Consider the following 23250-nt stretch of genomic DNA (forward strand, 5'->3'; position numbering starts at 1 on the left):
TGCCCGGGGCGGGCCTGTCCCCAAAGAGGAGGGATCCTTGCCGATCCGTCCCAAGCTCGTCCGCACCGGCCCAAGCACGCCTGCCCAAGCCCGCCGTGACGAGTTGAAAGACCAGTACAAGAAACAGGTCGGCCCCCTGCGGGTCTACCTGCTGCTTGAATGCGCCCCCCTGGTCGTGGACCCGATAGAGATCGCCGACGAGGCATTCGCACACATCTTCGCCCAGCCCGACCGGTACTTCACCTACGCCGAAGTCCGCACGATCGCGAAAGCAATCGTCGACACACGCACGCAGGCAGGCACCGTCGGCAAGGCGGCCGACTACTCACTGGAAAAAGTCTTCGACCCCTATCTCACCCCCGAACACGCCCCGGTCCGCGCGGGCTTGCGCGCCCTGGACGCGCTCAGCCACGCCGAACGCCGGGCGATCGAAGCAGCCCTGCTGCATCTGCTGACGATGGAAGGCCTGGCCGGAATGCTCGGAGGGGCCGCGTCAACGAGAAGGGTTCAGAAGAAAGAGGCACTCGCGAAACTGGCCGAGGCGGACATCGACCTTCAACCGCTCAAGTCATTCTTCGCAAGTATGAGGGGATACTGCGGTGGAAACTAGGACCGACAATGATCTTATCTGCGGGCTGTACCGGCCCTACCTCGCCCTGACGCGCGCCGTGGCGGCCGACGAAGACGACCTGGACCGCCGCTTCGACCACATCATGGACAAGGTCGCCCAACAGCCCCAGCCACACCCGCCCACCGCACGGCCACGCCCCGCCCACCTCGCGCCCGGCCGCCGCCTGTTCACCCACCTCGCCGCCAGCACGCTGGCCGGTGCCGGCGTAGCGGTCGCCGGCGGCGCCACCCGCCTGATGACCGGCGTCGTCAACTTCGTCGTCATCACCGTCGCTGCAGCGGTCACCGTCTTCGCCGTCACCGCGGTCGGTGACCACTGTGTGGCCCGGCACAAACGCACCGCCGACACCGAACACGACGCCATGGCCCCCAGCCCCCTCGAATAAGGCCGACCCCGCACGGCAAGGACGCTTCGGCACAGGCCCGCCAACCCGTCACATCGGTGGGCAGCACGCCGGCTCTCACGCACTGCCGACCCCGCTGCCGCACTGCCGCCAGGAGTGTCTCCTGCGCTCGAGGGCGGCCGGAAAACGATCGCGCGTAACCCCAGACCCGTCCCGAAGCCGGAGTCGATGTCGTTCTCATCCGGACCATCAGCACTATCTTCGCCTCCGGTGTCACCGTCTGGAGCGCCCTGAGGCGAACCGGCACGTCGAGGCCCTGGCGGGCGTACTGGGTCCAGCAGAACGACGGTTCGGCGTCGCCTTTGAACGCGGATTCGGCGTCTGCGTCCCACAGTTCGGTCTCGGCGGCGATGTCGTGCGGTACGGGCACAGCGCGGTCCTTGGTGGTGTCGGGATGCGGAGCCCCGCCCTCCGGGGGATCGTGAGGACGGGGAGACGGTAGCCGGGGCGTGCTGTCGGGGACCTTCGGCCGGTCAGAGCCGCCCGCGTTGCGGCTGTCTGCCGTGCTCCTGCCGGAGTGGGTGACAGGGCGCACGGCAGGTGGTGGCCGCTTGAGTTGGGGGCTTACGTCGTGCGGGGTGGTGTCAGCCGATGAGGGTGCGCAGGACGGGCACGCTGCTTCCGGCGCTGAGCAGACCTGCGAGGAGGGCGCTGGCGGCGGGGGTGTGGCTGAGGTAGGTGAGGCCCCCGACGAGCAGGCCGACGACGAGGGCTGTCAGGAGAATGAGGGCGGTGTGCTGGGTCATGAACGGGTCGGGTGGTGAGGCGTCGGGCGGGCTGGGGGGTGTAGAGGAGGGGACGGAATTCATGTGCTGCTCCAGGGGGTGGATGTGGGTGGATGACTGCGGAGGCGTGCATCGGGTGGGTGCCGCCCATTAGGGGGTGTGGGCGCGCTGGTACGGCGGACGCTGTGAGGGTCAGCCAGGTTCACCGCATTCGTACAGCGGCAGGGTTCCGAGGTCGGCGTCGGTGCGGTTGCCGTGCAGGTCCTTCGCCCGGGCGGACAGCTGCAGCTGCACCGTGTCCTGAGGTTTGGGGCCCGTCCGGTAGGCCGGGATGTCGAACCGGAAGGTGTCGCCGTCGGGGACGCCGGCGCTGGATTCGTACGTCCCGTCGGTGGGGTGCTGGATGTACAGCGTCAGGCGGTAGATGCCGGAGGGGTCGGACGCGGCTACCCACACGCTGTAGGTGGTGGGTGTCCCGTCTGGGCCGCAGGTTTGCATCAGCGCGCCACCGGTGCCCACCACCTCTTGGCCGACCGCGCTGGCGCTGATGCTGGAGAGGGAAACGCTGGGACCGGTGGTGTCCTGTGGCGGGCTGACGACTCCGCCGGTGGTGTTCCCGCCCGTGCCGCCCCCGCCGGTGCTTCCGCCCCCGCTGGTGGAGTCCCCGCCGGTGCTTCCGTCCCCGCCCGTGTCGCTCCCGCCGGTGCTTCGGCTGGTGGAGCCTCCACCGTCGCTCCCGCGGGTGCTTCCGCTGGTGGAGCCTCCGCCTTCGCCTCCGCCGGTGCTGCCCTCGTGGGTGCCTCCGTCGGTGGCGCCGCCGTTGGTACTTTTGCCCCCGCCGCTCCCGTTGGTGCTCCCGCCGGTGTCGCCCCTGTTGGTGCCGCCGTCCGTGCCCCCGCCGCTGTCCCCGTTGCTGCTTCCGCCATCCGCATGGTGGCGGGGGCCGACGGCGGCCTTCACTCCTGGGAGGACTCCCAAGTCCGGCCAGTCGATGTTGGCTCCGCTCTTGTCGTTGATGGTGATCGCGAGGAGCGCGGCAAGAACCCCCGAACCGATGATTTTGGCCGCTCGGTGCTTCGGCCGTCGTGATCGTGGAGGCCGGGGCCTTGTCGGTGACGCGTGGTGATGAGAGGCCTGAGTGCCGAGTCGGGCGGCCCTGCGACGGATGGTGCGATGGGTGCCCCGGGCTTCGAAGTCGGGGTGCTGCTGCGTCTTTTGGGTCCTCGTGTTGTCTGGCTCGGTTTCCAGGCGCAGCGCGTCGCACACCTCGCGCATCCGCTCGTGCAGTTCCGGTGAGGGTGTGAAGATCACCAGCCCCTCGTACGGGAGCTTTGAAGGTGCAAGTCGTTGCTCCGCCTTTTCACAAGGCTTGCAACCCTTCAGGTGTGAGGCGGCTTTCGCCACGACGTCCGGTGTGAGCCATTGTTCCTGTGTTACTGCCTTCTGCGTGGCTTGGGTGAAGATCTGGTTCAGCCTCGTGCACCTGCGTTCCTGCGGCCACATCCGCAGCACTCGCAGCACGGTCCGCGCATGCTGGCACGCTCGCTGCCGTTGCTTTTCGTACGCGTCCTGTGAAATGCCCAGTAAGGCCGCCTGGTCCTTCGCGCGTGCTCCTTCGGCCAGGTCTTTGATGAGCGTCTGCTCGGCGGGTGTCAGGATGCGCTGGAGGTCCTCCCAGGTGCGCCTGGCAGCCAGCTCGTCGTCGACTTTCTCGACGACTGCGCCCGCCGATACAGGGACCAGCTCGTTCGGATCGGCCGCCCAGACCTCGTTTTTCATCCTGCGGTAGGCATCGACGGCGCGCGTGCTGACGTAGGTCCACAGCCAGCCCCGCACGCTGGTGATCTCCTTGCCGTTCGTCGCCAGTTCGTAGAAGGCCTCCTGGACGAGGTCCTCGGCGGCCTGCCATCGTCCCAGCCGCTGCCATGCCACAGACAGCAGCCGGTGTTGGAACTGCTCCAGCAGCTCGTGCCCGGCCCTCCAGTCGCCTTGGCGCATGCAGGCGAGAAGGACACGCTCGGCCTGGCCGTAGTCCTGTGGGTTGCCGTTGTCGCCGCAGCCTTTTCGATTTCCGCTGCGGAACTGGTTGATGATGCGGGTCTGAACCTCTTGATCTCCCCTCAGGAACTGCTCGACAAGGTCGCGTTCGGCATCATTGAGCGCCATCACTGCTCGCCTCCCCGCCTGCTGGCGGTATCGTGCGGGCCGGCCCCTGGACAGGCCCCTCACCATGAAGTCGCGTCGGCGAGCAAGATCTGGACACCCGACTTTTTGCCGGTCTGCGGACGCCCTGCCGCTCCCCCCCGGGGGCTCATCATGGCGGCCCGCCCCGCGAGCGGTCGACACTGTCCGTACTTGCGGCATTACGTAGTGTGGAAGCATGTGAGGGCGCATGCCGCTCTCATCGAGCCCCCCCGCGGAGCATGGGGAGATAGGTCCCGGGGGCCGCTGACTGCGCGACGGCCCGCGGCTCCAGGCGGGTGTCAGTGGGGTCTGTGATCGTGTGCGTCGTGGATGAACTCGTGGAACGCGTTGACGCTCAGGACCGTGTGCTGGGGGTAGTCGGTCGGTGGGAGGCCGTTCGGGAGGGCTGGTTGCACCGAGTTGCCGTAGTGGTGTGCCGTGATAGGCAAGGCCGCTTTCTCGTCCATCGGCGTGCCGAGCATCTGTCCCGTTTCCCAGGGCACTTCGAACTTGGGGTCGGAGGCGCTGCAGGAGTCGGCGAGTCCTATAAGGAAGCCGCTGCACGCGAGCTTAGTGAGGAGCTGGGAACGCTGACGTCGGTGTGCTTTCGGTTCAAGTTTCTCAACCGGGGCGGGCTCAGCCCTCACTGGCTCGGGGTGTGCGATGCCGTGCTTCCGGAGATCGGAGCCCCCGATCCAGGAGAGGTGGCCTGGCATGGGTGGCTGGCAGAGCCCGAGTTGCAGCAGGCTTTGCAGCAGTGGACATTCACTCCCGATAGCCAGGAGATTTTCGACCGGTATTTCGCCTATCGTGCTGACCCGGCGCCTTCGTAGAAACGGTGCTCATTCTTCGGGCCGGTCCGGCTGGAGATGCCGACCGTGAACTTGAGAACGATCAGTCCCGCTTGGCCTCGCGGGAGGCCGGCTGTCCGCTTCTGCGGGAGGACCGGCGGGTGATCCGCCTGGTCATCAGCGTGATCGCGGCCCAGGTGATCAAGGATTCCGCCCCGGTACATCAAGCAGGCCCATCCCGGCGCCGGCGTCCTCGTCCTGTCCGCCCACAACGAAACCCCCAGGCCATGGCCTGTTCGGCGACCGTGCCCAGGGCTTGGGCTACCTCCTCAAAGACCACGTCACCGACATCGAAAACCTCCGCGCCGCCCTCGAACGCGTACACCGCGGCGAAACCGTCATCGACCCCCTCGTCAGGCGGTCGCCACCGGGTGCTGTCAGGACGGTGAAGGGGGCCCGCCCCCGGCCGGCCGCGCGGCTGTCTTGCCGGGGCATGGGTCCGCGGGTGTGGACGTCAGGGGCGGGAGTCTTGGTGGTCAGGGGTTGGCGGTCCGGTGTTCGGCCCAGGCTTGCGCGGCGCGCTGCATCGGCTTGGCCCAGTCGTCTGTGCTCTGGTCCGCGATCGAGTCCCACAGCCGGTGTTGGAGGCGGGCGAGCGTGTCGAGGCCGGCGGGCGGGGCGAGTTCCCAGGCCGGGTGGGCGGCGGCTTCGCTCTCGGCTTGGCCGGGGGTGTGGCCGTGGGCGATGAGCCACAGCAGCCACAGCGCGGGATCGATCCAGGCTGCGCCGAGTGAGGCCCACCCCCAGTCGACGAGGAGGGCTCCGTGGTCGGTCATGAGGACGTTGTGCGGGTTCCACTCGGTGTGCAGCAGGCTGTTCCCGGAAAACCATGACAGGTCGGCGGGATCGTCGACGTACGCCCTGAGCCGGTGCGGCATGCTCTTCAGTTCGACGTCCGGTGCGGGTACCTCGGCCAGTCTCGCCATGGTGGCTATGACCGTCGGGAGGTCGGGGGAGCCGGGCGTGAAGTCGGCGTGCCCTGCCTCGAGGTACTCGAAGCCGAGAAGGCTCCACCCGTTGTCTTCCACGTGCCAGTGGAGCTTTGGCGCGATGCCCCTCAGGTGCGGGCCGATGTCCGCTTCCCGTTTCTGTGTCCAGATCCACGGGTGGTCGAGGGGCAGGCCCTTGACGAACAGGGTGCGATCCGTTGTCCGCACGCGGGCGGCGATGGCACTGTTGCGGCCGGCGTTCACGGCCCCGACGTCGACAACGGGACCACTGGACTTCTCGATCAGCCGCAGCACTGCGTCCGGGAGCTCGGTCAGACGCGGGGTGGGCATTGAGCCTCCAAGGGGACGGAGCGGGAGCCAGGGCCGCGCGCCGCGCACGGCCCTGGCAGCGGGTCAGTTGTAGGGGTTGTCGTCGCCGCAGCCCGGCAGGGTGTGCGCGGTCAGCGCTTCGACGTCCTCGACCAGGACGATCGCATCCGGGTCCTCGATGACGGGCTCCGGCTTGCGCGTGAGCTCGACCATGACAGCAGTCATCTCTACCTCGTTTTGTGTTGGCAGTAGTTTTCGAGCGGTGCCTTCGCCTCCTGGAAGACCTTCGCCATCGGTCTGCACACCCGGCACGTGCCGGACAGCGTGCAGCCGCTGCATCCTTGGGTTGTGACTTCTCATCTCGATGTCACCAGTAGTTCTCATCTGGATGTCACGCACCTTTGCTGGTCAGAGCGCAGAAGTAGTGACATCGAGTGAGAAGTCTTGGTGACATCGAGTGAGAATCTCCAGCGCACTGAAATGAGAAGGCCAAAGGGGATGGCCCTCTGGCCTGCAGCTCTGTCGTTTGATCTTGCCGGGTGAGAGCTGTGGGCGATGCTCGAGGCTCGCCGTGGCGCGAGTGCGGGGTCGCAACACCCGCCCTTTTGGTATGCGCATGAGGGGAAGTGGTGCGGATGGACGACGGGGAGGTGTCACCGCGGAGGGACCCCAACGCGCATGAGGAAGGTCACGGATTCTGGCGGCGAATTCGGATCGGCGCTGAACGACCCCACGCATCTGGGGAGGCGATCCGGGACAGACCCCCACGTGTGTGGGGAAAGATGCCAGGAGTGCTCTTCAACGCCTCGATCAGCGTGACGGACCCCCACGCTTGTGGGGAATACCAGCCGTTCACCGGCTGGCCTGCCGGTGTGACGGACAGACCCCCACGCGTGTGGGGAAGGCTGGGCGCGAACCGGCTGGCCCAGGAGGTTCTCGGACAGACCCCCACGCGTGTGGGGAAGGCCCTTAGGACCTGTGGTCTTGAAGATCAGTGGGATTTCTTTTGCTTACTTTACATGTGTTGGCTGTGCCGGTGCTGGATGTCGCCTGACGGTGGTGCATTGGATGGTTCGGCCTGAACTGCCCAGCTGTTAGGGGGCTTTGGGACGGACGCGGTGTCTGGCCTGCGGAAACCCGTACCCCACCGTCCGCGCCGAATGCGCCTCCTGCCGTGCGTCGTTGTCGGCCTGCCCAGGCGCCGGGCGGCACACAAGGCGGGCGGGCCAGTGCCGTCTGGGAGACCGGCCTGCTCATGAGGACGTCGATGTCGTCGCCTTTGAAAGGACGAAGACGACCGGGTCTCCTGCGACGAGGACTTCATCTGTGGCGGCCTGGACGGCGTGCTGGAGGCCGCCGTGCTGCCGGTAGTCGTGCAGGGTCCTGTAGTTGTTCGCGGCCGGTCACTTGCCCCGCCCGCACGCGCCCTGCGGTGCCGCTTCCTCACTCTTCAGCAGCAGTCGACCGGCCGTTGAGTGGCTTGCGGCTGCTCTGGCATGATCCCGCTCTCAAGGGGAGGCGGGCCGTGAAGATTTCGCGCATTGAAGCGCAGGGGTTTATGTCATTTTCCAGGATCGACCTGGCGTTGGACGCGGGTACCACGGTGGTGACTGGACCCAACGCTGTCGGCAAGTCAAACCTGGGCCGGATCATCGATGTGGCCCGCCTGGTCGTGGCCTCCCACGCCGGCTCGGAGCGCCGAAACCGGCTTGATGTGTATGCGCGCGCTCCCCGGCACGGTGCCCGGCACTTCCGGCTGATCGTGGGCATCGAGATGGACCAGGCGTGGGAGCAGGAACTCGTCGCCATGTTCGTCCGTGCCGCGTATGCCTCCAGCGCCGCTGATCCCTCGGCCCCGACGGGCGCGTTGGGCGTCTCCCCGGAGCGCCGGGACCGGGATGCCCGCCGGCGGCTGGACCCGGAAAGTGTGCGCCTGCTGCTTCGCGGCTTCCTCGTCGTCAGCTACGACGAAGGAGCGCAACCCCGTTGGCGGGCCAGCTGGCATCACTCAGCCACCGGAGACCTTTCCGCATCGGATGAGCAAGTCTGGATCATGGACCTGCGGAACGGGGGACCGGTGATGCGCGCCACCGGAGCCGTCTCCGGGCCGGTGATCTCTCTTGCCGAGGCGTGGATGCACGTGTTCCCTGATGACCAGATCGACACCCGTCCGCCGGGCCCGAAGCTCGACTTCATGACGCTCCTTGCACAGACCGGGCAGCCAGTCAGCCTCCGTACGGGCGTGAAAGGCGACGACCGGCCCCTCCTGGACAGTGTCCGAGATCTTTACATGCTGCTGGGCTGGGACACGGAAGAGGCCCATCGCCGGCAGATCGATTTCGTTCATGTCCTGGACGCCGTACTCCAGCGCGGGATCGTGCTGACGGACAACCGGCGCCTGCCGCTGGAACGCTCCTTCAGCCTTCAGAGCCTTGGCCGACAGGCCGACCTCGAGGACGGCAGCCGGATCCCCGCCGAACTGTACCGGCTCAAGAACGGCCCGCTGCTCCTGAGGCAGCGCTACCAGCGCATTCAAGAGCGCTTCACAGAGCTGGTCGGCACCCGGTTCGAGGTCCAGGCGGTGCCCGACCCCGAGGACTCGGGAAATCTGCTCATCGACGTCACCGTGCCTGAAGGCGACTACGAATACCCGGTCGCCTTCTCCGGCGCAGGTCGGCAGGAGGCGCTGTTCCTGAGCACCGTCCTCGTCGGTGACCCCGGACGCGTCATCGTGCTGGACGAACCTGGCGTCCACATCGAGCCGACACTGCAGCGCCGCATTGCTCAAGCCGCTGACAGCGACACCCAGTGCCTGGTCATCACGCACAGCGCTGACCTTGTGCCGGTCACGGCACCCGGCGACCTGGCCCGGATCGTACGCCTTGCCCCTACTCCCGCAGGCAGCAAAGCTCACCGGATCGGCCGGCTGGAGCCGGCGGACGAGGCACGCTGGCTGCAGGTCCTCGGTCCGCGTGACGCGCGCGCTCTGCTGTTCTGCGCGGGGGCCGTACTGTGCGAGGGCTCCACCGAGGTCAGCGCCTTGGGCACCTGGTGGGAAAACAGCAGCCGTCCGCCCAGTAGCGCCAACATCGCGTTGATCGATGTAGGCGGAGACAAGGCGTTCGGCCGCTACATCGAATTCCTGCAGGCTTTCAACGTCCCGTGGGCCGTCATCGCGGATGGTCCCGCCCTGCACTCCGGCAGTGACCTGCACCAGCAGTTGACGGCGCAAGGACTTGTCTCCGCCCTGGAACCCGACAGCACAGAACCCGTCTTCGATGACTGGAAGGCCTTCTGGCAGGAGCAGGGGGTCTTCAGCGTCGCCCGCGTCTTCGGGAACGACGGGTCGCAGGCCGGGGAGTTCGAGGCCTACCTAGAGCAGCTGGATCCGCAGCTCCTGAGCCGGGTCCGCAGGGGACGGAGCAAGCCCCGGGTCGGGGCCGCGTTCGCCGGCCAGTACCCCATGCCGAAGGACATCGCCGACCTCTACGCCCTGATCCAGGACCGGCTGTCCACCACCTGACATCAACCCTCTCCACCCACGGGTGCGGTACCCGTGGACTGCCATAGACCGCATCCTTTTGCCCGGCTTTCATCAACTCCGCGTCTTCGCAGCGCAGATGACGCCAAGTCCGATCTCCGCACGCGGGCCGAGCTCGAGGGCTGCGGACCGTATTACCGGCACTCACGTGGCGCTTGTGCTTGGGTGCAAGACCCTTCACATCTCACCGCGGTAGAGCCCGCGACTGGGTGGGGTCTCTGTAGGCGTGCACGAGCTCGGTCACCGAAAAACACGGGGGACGATGTCAGTGCCTCTGCGTACGATCCGCGCATGTCCTACGAATCGGCCCGTGACCTTCCGTCGTTCCTGGAGATGGAACGGCAACTGGCGGCCATGCGCCTGTTTGCCTGGCCCATGCGAGCACAGCTCAAAACCATCCAGCGGTAGATGCGTGAGCTCGGCGATCCCTGGACGCTTTCTACGATCTGCCCAGCGAGAAAAACTGGATCTTCCATGACCACCTGTCGGTGCCGATGGTCCAGACCCTGCTTGCCGAAGCGCCACACTCTCTCACTGTCCTACCGCGGCAGGATGTCTTCAGTCGGTGAAAGTGTCTCCGAGTGAGCGTTCGGCGTTGTCCAGGAGCTCCTTGTACGTCAGCACCTCGATGCGGCCCAGATGACTGTTGGCAGCGCGCAGCACCTCGTTGATCGTGCCTTCCGGAATCCCGGGCTGCGCTGCGGGATGGCCGATGAGAACGAGGGCGCGGGCACGCCGCGTCTCGAGGCCGAACTGCTCCCGGATGCGAAGGCGGTGTTCGTCCAGGTGCACCAGATAGTTGATGGCCTGGCTCACTGCGTCATGGACCTGGGCGCTGGGCACCCAGCCATTGCGGTGCCGCTTGACCAGTGATCCGGGCAGAGCCATCGAGCGTTTGATCTCCACGATCTGCAGCGTGCCGTCGCCGCGGATCAAAGGGATGTCGACCTCGTCGCCGGGCACTAGCCTGCGCCGTGCGGCTTCCCCCGCGAACTGCCCACCGAAGATCCAGAACTGCCCCTGCAGAGCCCGTTGGAGAGCCCGCTCCAGGGCGTTAGGATCCTCAGCTACCCGCCGGAGCTCTTCCAGCCCCGCCCTGCGCTGAGCGTGCTGAAGCAACGCAGCAAGAGCCTGGGCGTCATCGAGGCAGCCGAGTGCGTCCAGGGCCTGCGGCGCTTGCCGGACGATTCCGAGCAGGCGCTTGAGGCTGCGGCGCCCCTCTTCCGCGTCCGTGCCCTCCCCTGGCGCCTTACGGTTACCGCCCAGCGCACGCGGTGACCGGCGAGTGCCCGACAGCAACAGCTCCAGGCCCATGTGAGGAGCCTGCTCGAACGGCGGGGCAGCGGTGCCGAAGCAAGGGCCGCCGGTCAGTTGGCGCAGGCGAAGGAGCGGGAACTGAACCTCCCACGTCGAACCAGTCGAGCGGCCCACCGGTTTGTGCACGCCGGTGCGGATCCACGACGCGACCGGTACTTCTTGATCCACGGTGAATTCGCCGACGTACCGGCACAGCTGCCTCTGCTGCTCGAAAACCCGCAGGGGCAGTCCGCGCCGCAGGTGATGGAGCAGCATCTGGTTTTCCCGGCTGATGTAGTCGCCGTCCTGCAGACAGCCCGGTACCGATAGGACACGGCCGTGCCAGGACGGAGCCGGCTGCAAATCTGGCGACGGCACCGTCCGAACGAAGAGGAACGTGTTCGGGGTGGTCCCGCTGGACCCGCCGTTGCCGGACCGACTTCCGCCGTACACGTCATGCAGCTTGCCACGCCGCACGACGGTTCCTGGCGGAACGATCCAGGGGATGCTGCCCATGGGTTCATCCGCTACGGCCCTTTGAAGGCGCGGAAGTTCAGCCCACTGCTCCTGAGACAGATCCAAGCGTGCAAGTCCGAAATCCCCCCGGTAATAAGACCGATCGGTGTCCCGGACGCTCTGCGTGAACGCGGTGAGGCCTGCAGCGCGAAGTGCCTTCAACGGTACGGGCGAACTCAAAGAGATCGAGCTGAAGTCGAAGACGACGGCCTTCGCAGAAGGCTCCAGTACCGAGGCAGGAGTGTCTTCCATGCCGCGCACGGTGCCGACAGCCACCAGACCGCCGAGGCGGCCCGGTCTCCACAGGGCGACAGGATCCCCGGCTGTGACAGCTTCGACAGTGATGGCACGGTGCGGTTTCAGCTCCCCGTTGCGTTCGATACTCGATCTCGACACGGCGCGGTCTGCAACCGCGAGCCATCCCTGCACGAATCCCTCCCAGCCGACACGTCTGCGTATTCCCGCGCGCCCATCATGGCCGTTGGCAGTGACATGCGACCTGTCGTCTTCCTGGAGCAGCTGTCAGCCGCACATCCGGCGCCCGCCAACTCCGAAGGTCCATGCAGGCAGTTGACGTTCAGGAGCCACGGCGGACATGGATACCGAGCCCCAACTTCCCCCGTCCAAAGGGAGGGCCAGCATGAGACACAGGCCACGGGGCTACGCCCGTCGAGACGGGACGATCCGTCGGGCAACCCTCATTGCGACAGCGGATCCACTGGTCTGGCCCCCGCGCGTGGCGGTGTTCCGCCCAGGCCGCGTAGGGACGACCGGCGATGCCGTCTTCCCCGCTGAGGGTCTGCCAGACCCTGCGCAATGGCGTATGAGCGCAACCATGGCCCCCCAGCGGTGTGGCAAGACCCGTGGATCCGTCGCTACCGCATCCACCAGCCCGACAGACCCCCACGCGTGCGGGCAAGGCGTCACGTGCTCACCCGGAGCGTGTACGACGGCGGAACAACCCCCACGCGCGTGGGGAAGGCCGCGCATTGCCCAGCTGGCCGCACTGCTGTACGGCTGACCCCCACGCGGGTAGGGAGAAGCAGGGGATTGCCCTACTTCCGCTTGGCCGCCGAGATGGACCCCCACAGGCGTGGGGAATATGGCGCGGCTGGTTGACCGGGGAGGTATCACCGTGGACAGACCCCCACGCGTGTAGGGAAGACCGCCGAGCTGCGAGCACTCGCCCTCGACTCCAAGGACAGACCCCCACGCGTGTGGGGAAGACGCTGCCGACCAGGCGACGCATGATCGTCATGAGGACAGACCCCCACGCGTGTGGGGAAGACCCTTCGTGACCTGTGGGTTTGAGGATCAGCGGGCTGTCTTTTGCTTACGTTACACGTGTTGGCTGAACTGGTGACCGCTGGTGCTTGGCTGTGGTGACGGTGCTGCCCTCACCAGGACAGAAATCCACCGCAGCTGGCCGAGCGGCTGCGCCGGGCAGCCCCCCGCGAGTGGGGAGGCAAACGTCCCGAGCGGCCCGCGGTGACCAGCAGAAAGGTCTCTTGCGGGGCGAGGAACGAGTGAAGACCCAGGCTGCAGGTCACACCCTCCTGCCCCCGATGGGCGTCCACGGCGAAGAATGATCGACATGCGGCAGGATGAGCGTTAACAGCCCTGACGGCAGGGGGAGTTGAGGCGTGGCGGGAGCAACTGGTGGGAGTGCGGGAGGATGCCCGGTTCGGCGGGATCGATCTGACGCCGTGGGGGAAGTTCGACCGTGGGCAGCTGGCGGTGTATCCGCTGCTGTTTCATCTGCTGGACGTCGCGGCGGTCGCCGGTGAGGTCTTCGACCGGTATCTGACCCGCGGCCAGCGCCTATTGATCGCAGCAGGGCTGAGTGTGACGCCCGAGCAGGCGCGCCGTCTGGTGATGTTCATCGCCGGGCTACATGACCTGGGCAAGTTGTCCGCGTTCCAGGAACAGGAGGTGCATCCCTGGGCACGGGTCAGCGACAGCCTACGGGCGGATACCGGCAATTGGCGGTGCACGCCGCATGAGCGGGCGTCTATGCACTGTGTGCTGCAGCTGCTGGCGGAGGCCGGCTACCCGGTGGACACCTCCGACAGCCCTGGGGTGCTGGTGGCGCAGATCTTGGGCGGGCATCACGGCCGGTTCCTGCAGATCGACATCGACGGCGCGGCCAAAGCCTCCCGGGTCAACCTCACGCTGGGTGGGCTCGCTTGGCAGGACCTGCGTCGCCGCTACTTCGCTCTGGTGCGCCACCTGACCGGCGCCACCATGGTGCCGACTGATGTGTCGGTGCAGGCGGCCGTGCTGATCACTGGAGTGGGCATCATCGCGGACCGGCTGGCCAGCCAGCGCCACTACTGGCTGCCCAAGGCTCAGGCGCCGGCCTTCGGCGCCGGCGAGCACTACGCGCAAGCCGTCCGGGACGCCCCCCGCCTGCTCGAGCAGTCCGGTCTGACCCGCATCACCCTGCCGCCCGCTCCCTTCACTCGCGCGCACGGTGGCCTGGCCGCCCCGAACGACCTGCAGGCCTCGCTGATGGAGCAACTCGCCCCGGTGGTGGGGGAGAAGGGGCCCGGGATTCTGGTGGTCACCGATGCCACCGGCGGCGGCAAGACCGTCACCGCCCTGGAAGCCGCCCGGATCTTCAACGCCTGCGGTGACACGGCCGGCATTCTGTGGCTGCTGCCGACCATGGCCACCACCAACGCCGCCTACGACATCCTCGAGGCCTACGTGGCCGCCCACCGGCCCGAGCACGCCCCGGTCTCCCTGGTCCACAGCCACAGCTACCTCAACACCGCCTACAGCGACCACCGTCTCGCCGCCCACGACCCCTCGACCAGCGACGCCTTCTGGCCCGGCGAAGACGACGCCGACACACCGCCGGGGGAGCGGCCCGAGGAACGGGTGACCGTCCCGGACGGCTGGCTGCGCGGCTGGGACAGGGCCCTGCTGGCCCAGTTCACCGTCGCCACCCACGACCAGGCCCTCATGGCCGCGCTGCCGGTCCGCTTCAGCGCCCTGCGCCTGCTGGCCTTGTCCGGGCGGACCGTCATCATCGACGAAGTCCACGCCCTGCCCCCGTTCATGCGGCAGACGTTGGGGCGACTGCTGCACTGGCTGGGCGCCCTGGGCTGCCCCGTGGTGCTGCTGTCCGCGACCCTGCCCAGGCACGTGAGCAGGGACCTCATCCGCAGCTACCTCGACGGCGCCGGCCACCCGCACCCCGCAACCGCCCACCTGGACTGCCATCCGCCCTATCCCGGCTGGCTCTACGCCGCAGCCTCAGACGCCTCCCTCGCCCGCATCGAGCCTGCCGCGGCCGCCGCCCACGCTGCCCGCAACCGCCGCCACGCCGACATCCGCCTTCACCCGGTGCGCCACTCCTCCTGCACCGACCCCGAGGATGCCCCGGCTCGGGAGACCCGCCTGGAGCGCATCGCCAAGGAGATCGCACCCGTCGCCGCATCCGGTGGCTGCGCGGCCGTCTACTGCGCCACCGTGGCCGACGCCCAGGCCACCTACGACCACCTGCACACGGCCCTGGACTGGCCCGGAGGCGGCCCCGACGGCCAGCTGCTTCTGTTGCACGCCCGCCTGCCCGGCCACCAGGGCGAAGCCCTCACTCGCCGTGTCCGCACCGCCCTGTCCCGCACCGGCGAGCGCCCCAAGCGTCTGGTGGTCGTCACCACCAGCCTGCTGGACATGAGCCTCGACATTGACGTCGACGTCATGGTCAGCGACCTCGCCACCCTGCACACCCTCCTGCAACGCCTGGGCCGGCTCTGGCGCTTCGACCACGTCGAGCGGCCCGCCTGGATGCGCCATCAGGACCGCCCGCGCCTGAGCGTCCTTGCGCCCACCGACCACCGCGGTGGGCTCCTGCTGCCGCCCGCCTGGCGCGGTCTGGACTCCCCGTTCCTGCCGCGCGCCACCGCCCACTATCTCGGGCTCCGGCCCGATGGCCCGCTCACTCTGCCCGACGACGTGCGGCACCTGGTGGAGAGCGTGCACGGCGATGCTGAGGAACTCGCCTGCGCCGATGCCGCCCTGCAGCGCAGCCACAGCCTCCACCAGGCCCGGCAGCGCACCGAGGAACACCACAGCGCCCTGCACACCGTCCCGGCCTGCCACGACACTCTCTCGCTGTCCGACCTGCACCGCCAGAACCTGCACGCCAGCCAGGCCGCCACACGCCTGGGCGTCATGCCCCGCCGTCTCCTGCCCGTCTACCGCACCCCCAGCGGCCGCCTCACCCTGGACGCTGCCGGCACCCAGCCGCTGCCCCGGGGCCGGAAGCCGACTACCGCGCAGACCCGCAGGATCCTCCAGCACACCCTGCCCGTGCCCGCTGCCTGGGTTGCCGAGCGCAGCCGGCGCAACCAGGTCCCTGACTCCTGGCGTACGCACGCTCTCCTCGCCGACCTCGTCCTGCTGCCGCAGGATGCCGAAGACCCTGCACGGCCGGTGCGTTTCGGGCGCCACAGCCTGCGCCTCGACGTCACCTTGGGGCTGGTCCACATCGAGGCGTGAGCCGCCTTCGCCCGCATGCCTCCGGCCAGCCGTCCCTTCCTGCCCCCTTCAAAAGCGCAGTGGCAGCTGATCGCAGAGCGCATCGGGCTGTGCGACGGCCAGGAGAGCACTATCGCGCGGGTGGCCGCCCGGTGCGTGTCGAGAGTCCGGCACCCTTCAACCACTCCGACACAGGGCCGGGCAGGCCCGAACACCCCGGAGACGGTGGCGCGCCGCACCTCTGTCTTCTCGCGACGGTCTGGACACCCCCGTCCGGGCGGCAGCAAAATAGAGGGATTGACGTGGGTGGAATCGCGTATAAGGTCGCTCGGATCCGGGAAATGGCGCTGGGTCAAAAAAAGGGAAACTGGCCGGTAATTGCGGGCTGAACGACGTGGTTCGGAAGGCTGCCGGGCTGTGGCTAATATGGAATTGTGAAGCCGGGCGAACGTTCGCGTCTGGCATCCTGTGCCTGCTGCGCTGCGTGCACCGCACCCTTGGTGTTCCCGCGTAGCGCTTGCTGTCCGCCAACGTGGCTTGACCCAGCCCACGACCGTGCGGCCCGCCTTCCTTGGTCCTCCGTGTGCATCCGCGATGCCTCGACCCAGGCGGGTTCCTGATTTCGGCAGGCAACTCTTTTTCAGAAATCACCTTCTTTCTTCACACCTGGCAATGGAGCCCGTGTGCCTGCCCCGCATTATCCGACCGACCGAGAGCCCTGTATTCCCGTCCTGTTCCTGAACGGGCGCCAGGAATACCTGGGATGGCGGGATGTGCTGCTGCATGCCCACCTCATCGAGGACCTGGCGCTGCCCATACCACCGGCGGCATCCGCTGCCCTGCGCCTGCTCGTGGCGATGGCCGCACGCGTGAGTGGCCTGGACGCGCAGGCAGATGGACGTATGACCGCACGACAGTGGGCGCAACGCCGCCGTGACCTGCTGAGGAACCCCACGGGGTTCGACTCGGCTGCCGTCCACGACTACTTCGACCGCCATGTCTGGGACCTGTTCCACCCCGAGCGGCCGTTCCTGCAGGACCCACGACTGGCCACACAATGCACGAAACGGGCCGGCGTCAACAAGCTGGTCTTCGGCCGCCCCGAGGGACACAACCTGGCCTGGCTCAGCCCCCACACCGACACCGACCCCCACCCGGTGCCCAGCGACCAGGCCCTGTGGCACCTGCTCATCCACCACTACTACGGTGCGGCCGGCCAGTGCTCCGTGCGCACGGTCGGCGACCGCCGTCTCGGAAACGCCAAAGCCGGACCGCTGCGCTCGACGCTCTCCTTCCACCCCCTGGGCCGGACCCTGTTCGAAACTCTCCTGGCAGGCATGCCCAAACCGTCCCGGCTGTGGCCGGACGCCGAGGACCGCTGCCCGTGGGAGGAATCGCTGCCTGACCCGGACCCCGACAGTGGCCCCGACCCTGACGCCGCACCACCACCGGTCTCCTCCCCGGGTCGGCTTTTGACTGGCCGTTCCCGGCACGCCCTCCTCCTCATCCCCTCACCCGACGGCCGGCAGGTGACCGACGCCTACGTGACCTGGGCCACCCAGAAGAAGCTCCCTGCCCTCGACCCGTACCTCATCCACCACTTCCATGCCGACCAGCCCGCCACTCAGCGTCACAAGCCGCGCCTCGCGGACGCCGACCGGGCCCTGTGGCGGGACCTGGACGCCCTGCTGCTGGCGGGCGATGAGGACGATCGCAAAGGAAGAGCAGGCCAAGGCCGCAAGAGCTACACCGTCCAGCGCCCCGACGCCTTCACCACGCTCAACGACCTGCCGGCCGACCTGCGCGCCGCCCTGCGGGTTCGGGTCTACGGCTTCGACCAGGACGACAAGACCGTCAACCGCACCTGGTACACGGCCCTGACCCCGCCGATCTGGCCCTGGATGCAGGAACACGACCCGGCCACGGCCGAGCGCATCGCCGAATGCCGCAAGGCCGCCGAAGAGATCGGCGAGCACCTCGACGGCGCCTCCCAAAGCGCCTGGAAGCAGGTCACCTCTCCCACCGGCGAGAAGGCCGGGCGGCCGCCTAGGCGCCTGCCGCCCTGGACGCACAGCGCCCGCACCCTGTACTGGCCCCGCGCGGAGGCCACCTTCTGGACTCTTCTCGACAACCCCACCCGTGCCGTACGCGCGGCATTCGCCGCCGACGCCATCCACTCCCTGCGCGCCGCCACACGCCCGGCCATCGCCCAGCACTTCCGCGCCGCCGAGGCCGTCGCCGATGCCGTGGCCCAACTGCGCCGCCACGGCCACTGACCCGCGCAGTTCTACGCCTGTCCCGCAGCCTCCCTACCCAAGGCTTTCGCACCATGTCTCTCACCACTGCGCAACGCCGCGCCCACTATGACGACTTCGTCCATGAGGTCATCACCCTGTGCACGGTCAACAGCATCCGCGCCGACCTCAACTCAGGATTCGGACGCCCCGTCGCCCAGTGCCCCCGGATGCCAGAGCACCTCACCCGGCACATCGCCGGCTTCGGAGCACACCGTGCCCACTACACCGTGGCGGGTCTCATCGCCCAGAACCGTGACCTGCTCCACGAAGACGGCCCCTACCAGCCGGAGTTGGTCACCCCCGGCAAGGACTCCACCGCCCGCCCCGCCCTCACCGCACCCGCCGTTGCCGATGCCGCACCACCCGCGCCCGGCTCCTTTGCCGCACCGGAGCCCGGCACCACCGTCAGGCCCTGGCGCAGCCGCCCCGATCTCGGCACCCACCTCGCCATCGCCGTGGCCCGCTACGGCTTCAAAGAAGCCACCATGACCAACCGCGTCAAAACCCTCACCAAGCTCGGCACCGAACTGCTGCACCCCCGGCTGTGGTCGCTGACCAGCCACCTGAACAGCCGCGGCGCCGCCCGCCTCGACTTCGCCGTCCTCCTCGAGGACCTGGCCTGGTGGGACCACGACCAGACGCAGACCGCCGCCCGCTGGCGCGAGAACTACTTCCTCACCCTCCACACCCTGTCCGCCAAGGAGCACTGACATGGCCGCCTACGCCCCCGCCCGCTACGCCGACTTCCACGCCCTGCACCCGCTGCCCGCCTCCGTGCTGAACCGGGGAGAGGACGACCTGCCCAAAACACTCGAGCTGGGCGGCGCGGTACGCGCCATGGTGTCCTCGCAGGCCTGGAAGCGGGCCATCCGCATGCGGCTGGAGGACGACCTCGACGAGCACGCCGCCCGCACCCGCATGCTGCCCCTGCGCGTCGCCGACGCCCTGCGTGCAGGCGGCTGGCCCACCGACCTGGCGGCCTTCGCCGGAGCGCAGATCGTACGCTCCGCCACCAGGGAGGGACTGAAGACCGAGGAAGACCGAGGCATCACCTCGGTCACCCTCTACTTGCCGCGCACCGTGCTCGATGACCTCACCGACCTGTGCGCCGAACACCGCCCGCAGCTGGAAGAAGCCCTCGCCAAGGAGAAGGCGGAGCAGGCGGAAAGGGCAAAGGAGGCGAAAACCGAGACCAAGGGCACCCGCAAGAATCAAAAGAAGGAGAAGCCGCAGCCCGTCCTGCCCACGCCCACCGTCGCCGCCCTCATCCGCAGGCGCACCGCCACCATCAATCTCTTCGGCCGCATGCTCGCCGAAGTACCCGACGCCCAGGTCGACGGCGCCGTGCAGATGGCACACGCCTTCTCCGTCCATCAAAGCAGCCAGCAACCCGACTACTTCACCGCCGTAGAGGACTGGTCACTGCCCCACGAGGTGGGCAGCGCGCACCTGCAGACCAGCTTCTTCACCACCGGCCTGCTCTACCGCTACGCCACCGTCAACCTCACCGAACTGACCCGCAACCTGGGCGGCGACCACGACCAGGCCCTGCACCTGCTGGAACTGTTCGCCGAGGCGTTCATCGACGTCATGCCCGGCGCGAAGAAGACGTCCACCGCCCCGCACACCTACCCCTCCCTGGTGCACTACGCGGTACGCGACCGCCGCCCCGTCTCCTTCGCCGCCGCCTTCGAACAGCCTGTCAAAAAGGCCCCCGGCGGCGGCTACACCACCGCCGCCGTTCAGGCCCTGTCCCAGCACGCCGGCGCCCTGAACCGGCTGCTGGGCACCCGACGCCTGATCGGCTCCGGCTACGCCACCGCGCACGGCACACCCGTCGACCACCTCGGCACCGCACACGCCAGCTTCGACGACCTGACCGACGCCCTCACCCAGACCGCCGCCCAGCCCTCCCCGGCCCGGGCAGCCGCATGAACGGCATCCTGCTGCGTCTGGCCGCCCCGCTGATGTCCTTCGGAGAACACGCCGCCTTCCACTACCGCGACACCCTCCCCTTCCCCACCCGCTCAGCCCTCATCGGCCTGTTCGCCGCCGCCGACGGACGCCCGCGCGAAGAAGCCCTCGCCCCCGACCCGGACACCGGGAAAAGCCCCTACACGGACCTGGAATTCACCGTCCGCATTGACCGCCCTGGCACCCACCACACCGACTACCACACCGCCGGCGGCGGCCGCCCTCACAAGCAAGGCCTGCGCACCAGCGCCGGCGACTACCGCGCCCAGAACAAGTCCACCCTCATCAGCAAGCGCGTCTACCTCGCCGACGCCGTCTTCACCCTCGCCGTCCAAGGCCCCGACCCGCTCCTGGAACACCTCATCCAACGGCTCGAACAGCCCGCCTTCGGCCCCTACCTGGGCCGACGCGCCTGCATCCCCGACGAACCCCTCGTCCTGCGCGGCCCACACCCCGACCCCGTCGGCCAACTCCTTCGCCATGTCCCGCTCAGCCTGGCCACCCCGCCGCACCCCGAACAGGCCACCGTTCCGGTGGACTTCATCTGGGAACGACAGCCCGAGCACGTGCCCGCCGCCCCCTCCCACCGTGAAGTCGCCGACGTACCCGCCGACTTCACCCCCACCCGGCGCTTCCACCACACCCGCCACGTCTGGCGCACCACCGAACCCCTGCCCGCCGCCCTGCACACCCCGCCGCCCGCGCTCACCGCGCTGGCCGCCTACATCGACCAGGACACCCCCCTGTGACCAGCACACTCGAGACGCTCGCCGCCACGGCGACACTGACCCGGATCCGCCTCAACCGCCGCAGCAAAGAAGTCCGCCGCGACCTGACCGACACCGTCAGCCTGCACAAGACCGTGATGCTCCTGGCCCCCGACGACCTCGGCGACAACCCCCGGCAAAAGGCCGGCCTGCTCTTCCGCCTGGAAGACGCCACCGACGACACCCCGCCCACCCTCCTCATCCAGTCCCACCAGCCGCCCGACCTCACCCGCCTGCCCCAGCGCTACGGCAGCGCCGAAACCCGAACCCTGCATCCCATGTTTCAGGCCCTCACCCCAGGCCGAGCGGTGCGCTACCGCATCACCGCCAACGCCAGTGCCGCCCGCCGCGTCCTCGACGGCCACCAGCCCGTCGACAACAAACAGGGCAAGAAAGTCATCGCCCTCTACGGCGATGACGCCCTCGCCTGGTGGCAGCGCCGCGCCCACCAGGCCGGCCTCGCCCTGACCAGTACCGACACCACCCCAGCCCGTTTCCGCCGCCCTCGCCCCGCCACCAAGCCCGGCACCACCGGCAGTGACCCCGGCCCCCGGCACGCGCTGACCCGCTTCGACGGCCTGGCCACCGTCACCGACCCCGACCTGCTGCGGCATGCCCTGCTCACCGGCATCGGCCGCGGCAAGCCCTACGGAGCCGGTCTGCTCTCCCTCGCTCCCGCCTGACCAGCCACCCGGTCGACCCCCCTTCAGGAGGATCCGACGCCCGTGCCCGCCACGCCCTCACCCGACGGCCCCTACGACACCACCTCCCTACGCGCCGCCGCAGTCCGCCGCCTGCTACGCCTGCGCGACGCCGAGCGCCTGACCCACCACGACGTGCGCACCGTCGCCGCCGCCTTCACCGTCCACTGGCGCACCGTGCGCCGCTGGATGGACAACGCCGACACCCACAACGGCACCTACATCCCCCAAGGCCGCCGCCACTTCACCCTCACCCGGGCCATGCACGACGCCCTGGCCCAATGGAACGGCAACATCGCGAGCGCCTACCTTGCGCTCGTCGCCGACGGCCACCTCGGCACCCCGCCCCGGGCCTCCCAGGCCACCTTCTACCGCGCCGTGAACCGCGAACTCAGCCCCGGGCAACGCGCCGCCCTCAAGGGAGGCGAAGCAGCACGCCGCCGCCACGACGTCCACGCCCTGCGCCCGCACGGCAACCGCAACGACGTCTGGGAGACGGACCACGTCGAAGCCAGCGTCTTCGTCAACGTCGACGGCCGCCGCTGCAAACCCTGGATCACCTGGTTCGTCGACCACGCCACCGCCGTCATCTGCGGCCTGGCCATCACCCCCCACCAGCCCAGCCAGGACGCCATCCTCGCCGCGGCCCGCGACGCCATCCTCTGCACTGATCACCACCGGCCCTTCGGCGGCATCCCCCGCAAGATCCGCACCGACCGCGGCCGCGACTTCCTGGGCAGGTGCGTGGGCGAGGCATTCCAGAAGTTCGGTACCGAACTGATCGTCCTGCCGCCCTACAGCCCCCACCTCAAAGGCACCGTCGAAGCCATCAACGGGGCCGCCAAGCACATGCTGTTCAAGGGCCTGCCCGGCTACGCCCACACCCCCCGAAGCCGCCGCGACCGCCGCGGCCAGCCCCTGTGGGCTTTGGACGAACTCCTCGACTACGAAACCTTCATCACCGTCGTCCTGAACTGGGTGGACTGGTGGAACAACGACCACACCATCGCCCGCCTCTACCGGCGCACCCCCGCCCAGGCCTGGCACGCAGACCTCACCCCCATCGACACCCTCGACCCCGCCGACCTGCACACCTACACCCTCAACGACGGCGGTCCGCCCCTGAAAATCACCAGCAAGGGCGTCCGCTGGAAGAGCGCCTACTACGTCGGTGAGTGGATGCACGGCCACGGCAGCGCCGGCGAGATGGTCCGCCTGCGCCACGAACCCCACCACTACCACCGCGTCGAGCTCTACGACGCCGACACCCTCACGTACCGCGGCCCCGCCTTCCGCAGCGACGAGATGAGCCCCCGCCAGGCCCGCGCACTGCGCAACGCCCGCCGGCGTGAAGCCGACCGCTACGCGGCCAAAGCCGTCCGGGCCCGCAAGAACGCCAACCCCCGCTACGCCGCCACCAGCGTCGCCGCGCCGCCGGAGCTCCTCAACCGGCTTACCGCCAGCCAAGCAAGCGCAGAGCTTCGCCAGTTGCAGACCCCGGAGGCAGACCTGCGCGCCGAGGCCCGGCCCGACCTTCTCAACCGGCCCAAGCCCGACTCCACTCGCTGGACCAAGCCCCTCTCCGACCCCAAGCCCCAGGACACCGAGTGACTCACC

16 protein-coding genes and 2 pseudogenes are annotated in these 23250 nt (G+C 68.5%); 11 read left to right on the top strand and 7 right to left on the bottom strand.

Going from position 1 to position 23250, the window contains the following annotated elements; all coding sequences use genetic code 11:
- Window positions 1-610 (top strand): RNA polymerase sigma factor (locus tag ABT254_RS43070; RefSeq protein WP_351483159.1); only part of this gene is annotated, 610 nt, incomplete at its 5' end.
- On the top strand, window positions 600-1016 hold the full coding sequence (locus ABT254_RS43075; protein WP_351483161.1) for a hypothetical protein: 417 nt from the start codon (window positions 600-602) through the stop codon (window positions 1014-1016). The genes ABT254_RS43070 and ABT254_RS43075, both read left to right, overlap by 11 nt.
- A gap of 271 nt (window positions 1017-1287) precedes the next feature.
- On the opposite strand, the pseudogene ABT254_RS43080 reads toward ABT254_RS43075, so the two are convergent.
- The 3 genes and pseudogenes from ABT254_RS43080 to ABT254_RS43090 all read right to left on the bottom strand — a co-directional run.
- Window positions 1288-1404: pseudogene (locus tag ABT254_RS43080) on the bottom strand (SAM-dependent methyltransferase); the annotation flags it as partial.
- Window positions 1405-1618: 214 nt separating this feature from the next.
- Window positions 1619-1780: a hypothetical protein gene (locus ABT254_RS43085; protein WP_351483162.1), complete on the bottom strand. Its 162-nt coding sequence runs from the start codon at window positions 1778-1780 to the stop codon at window positions 1619-1621.
- Between the two features lie 171 nt (window positions 1781-1951).
- Entirely contained in the window at window positions 1952-3925 is a 1974-nt protein-coding gene (locus ABT254_RS43090; protein ID WP_351483215.1) for an RNA polymerase sigma factor, read from the bottom strand.
- Between the two features lie 344 nt (window positions 3926-4269).
- Here ABT254_RS43090 and ABT254_RS43095 point away from each other — a divergent pair, with 344 nt between their 5' ends.
- Window positions 4270-4776, top strand: a complete 507-nt coding sequence (locus ABT254_RS43095; protein WP_502972145.1) for an NUDIX domain-containing protein — start codon at window positions 4270-4272, stop codon at window positions 4774-4776.
- Window positions 4777-5270: 494 nt separating this feature from the next.
- Here the strand turns inward: ABT254_RS43095 and ABT254_RS43100 are convergent, their stop codons facing one another.
- The 3 genes and pseudogenes from ABT254_RS43100 to ABT254_RS43110 form a co-directional block, all read right to left on the bottom strand.
- Window positions 5271-6074: a protein kinase family protein gene (locus ABT254_RS43100; protein ID WP_351483164.1), complete on the bottom strand. Its 804-nt coding sequence runs from the start codon at window positions 6072-6074 to the stop codon at window positions 5271-5273.
- Window positions 6075-6137: 63 nt separating this feature from the next.
- Window positions 6138-6278 carry a hypothetical protein gene (locus ABT254_RS43105; protein ID WP_351483166.1) on the bottom strand — a complete coding sequence of 47 codons (141 nt, stop codon included), beginning with the start codon at window positions 6276-6278 and terminating at the stop codon, window positions 6138-6140.
- Window positions 6279-6280: 2 nt separating this feature from the next.
- Window positions 6281-6400 (bottom strand): annotated as a pseudogene (locus ABT254_RS43110) (radical SAM protein); the annotation flags it as partial.
- Window positions 6401-7578: 1178 nt separating this feature from the next.
- Between ABT254_RS43110 and ABT254_RS43115 the strand changes: the two are divergent.
- Window positions 7579-9576: an AAA family ATPase gene (locus ABT254_RS43115; protein WP_351483168.1), complete on the top strand. Its 1998-nt coding sequence runs from the start codon at window positions 7579-7581 to the stop codon at window positions 9574-9576.
- A 576-nt stretch (window positions 9577-10152) separates the two neighbouring features.
- On the opposite strand, the gene ABT254_RS43120 is transcribed toward ABT254_RS43115, so the two are convergent.
- Window positions 10153-11835 (bottom strand): Shedu anti-phage system protein SduA domain-containing protein, encoded by a 1683-nt coding sequence (locus tag ABT254_RS43120; protein ID WP_351483170.1) that lies wholly within the window; start codon window positions 11833-11835, stop codon window positions 10153-10155.
- Between the two features lie 1230 nt (window positions 11836-13065).
- Between ABT254_RS43120 and ABT254_RS43125 the strand changes: the two genes are divergently transcribed.
- The 7 genes from ABT254_RS43125 to ABT254_RS43155 all read left to right on the top strand — a co-directional run bounded on the left by ABT254_RS43125 (window position 13066) and on the right by ABT254_RS43155 (window position 23244).
- Entirely contained in the window at window positions 13066-15915 is a 2850-nt protein-coding gene (locus tag ABT254_RS43125; protein ID WP_351483172.1) for a CRISPR-associated endonuclease Cas3'', read from the top strand.
- A gap of 662 nt (window positions 15916-16577) precedes the next feature.
- Window positions 16578-18170, top strand: a complete 1593-nt coding sequence (gene casA, locus ABT254_RS43130) for a type I-E CRISPR-associated protein Cse1/CasA (protein WP_351483174.1) — start codon at window positions 16578-16580, stop codon at window positions 18168-18170.
- A gap of 53 nt (window positions 18171-18223) precedes the next feature.
- A complete protein-coding gene (locus ABT254_RS43135) occupies window positions 18224-18901 on the top strand; it encodes a type I-E CRISPR-associated protein Cse2/CasB (protein WP_351483176.1) in 678 nt (225 codons plus the stop codon).
- Window position 18902: 1 nt separating this feature from the next.
- A complete protein-coding gene (cas7e, locus tag ABT254_RS43140) occupies window positions 18903-20126 on the top strand; it encodes a type I-E CRISPR-associated protein Cas7/Cse4/CasC (protein ID WP_351483178.1) in 1224 nt (407 codons plus the stop codon).
- Window positions 20123-20914 carry a type I-E CRISPR-associated protein Cas5/CasD gene (gene cas5e, locus ABT254_RS43145; RefSeq protein WP_351483179.1) on the top strand — a complete coding sequence of 264 codons (792 nt, stop codon included), beginning with the start codon at window positions 20123-20125 and terminating at the stop codon, window positions 20912-20914. The genes cas7e and cas5e overlap by 4 nt, the downstream gene beginning before the upstream one ends.
- Window positions 20911-21615, top strand: coding sequence for a type I-E CRISPR-associated protein Cas6/Cse3/CasE (cas6e, locus tag ABT254_RS43150; protein ID WP_351483180.1), 705 nt, complete (start codon window positions 20911-20913; stop codon window positions 21613-21615). The genes cas5e and cas6e overlap by 4 nt, the downstream gene beginning before the upstream one ends.
- Window positions 21616-21657: 42 nt before the next feature.
- Window positions 21658-23244, top strand: a complete 1587-nt coding sequence (locus ABT254_RS43155) for a TnsB C-terminal domain-containing protein (protein ID WP_351483181.1) — start codon at window positions 21658-21660, stop codon at window positions 23242-23244.
- Window positions 23245-23250: the final 6 nt, after the last annotated feature.

The organism is Streptomyces sp. NPDC001137, assembly GCF_040298885.1.
Lineage (GTDB): Bacteria > Actinomycetota > Actinomycetes > Streptomycetales > Streptomycetaceae > Streptomyces.